Genomic DNA, 545 nt, shown 5'->3' on the forward strand with positions numbered 1-545 from the left:
CCTCTCGGATCGTGAGATGGAGACCTTACGTTGGGTCGCGGTGTCTTACTCCAACGAGCTTCCGGTGTACGTGCCAGATAGTGGCCACCTGTTGAAAGGCGACCGTGTGCGTATCACCTCCGGCCCTTTTGCCGACATGGAGGCTGAGGTGGTGGTGCAGCCGGGCGGTGGGCATAAGGACGTGATGGTGCGTATCCTCGACTGTCTGTGGGTCCCCTTGTTCGAGGTGAGAGCGGGGGAGTACGAGTTGATCGAGCTGAACACGGGGGGCAAGCACGTGTATACCCATTTGGACAACGACCGTCTGTCGGAGGGCTTGCACGATGCCTTGGGCCGTTACCATGCCTCCGGCGTGGTAGTGGATGAGGATGCCCGTCTGGCCCGTGAGGTCCTGCGTGGCTACGCCTCTCTCCGTGGTGAGACCGACGTGATCCGTTGCAAGCTTTACTCTTTGCTCCTTCCTGCCTATCTGCTTTTGGGCGAGTCGGATGAGTTCGATCGTTTGCGCTCCACGATGCGCAGCATGCTCCCCGTGGTAAAAGCGG

1 protein-coding gene is annotated in these 545 nt (G+C 60.0%); it reads left to right on the forward strand.

Going from position 1 to position 545, the window contains the following annotated elements; genetic code table 11:
- A partial coding sequence (locus DW205_RS22020; protein ID WP_370016608.1) for a transcription termination/antitermination protein NusG occupies nucleotides 1-545 on the forward strand: 545 nt, incomplete at both ends.

Source organism: Parabacteroides sp. AM17-47 (genome assembly GCF_003434625.1).
GTDB lineage: Bacteria > Bacteroidota > Bacteroidia > Bacteroidales > Tannerellaceae > Parabacteroides > Parabacteroides distasonis.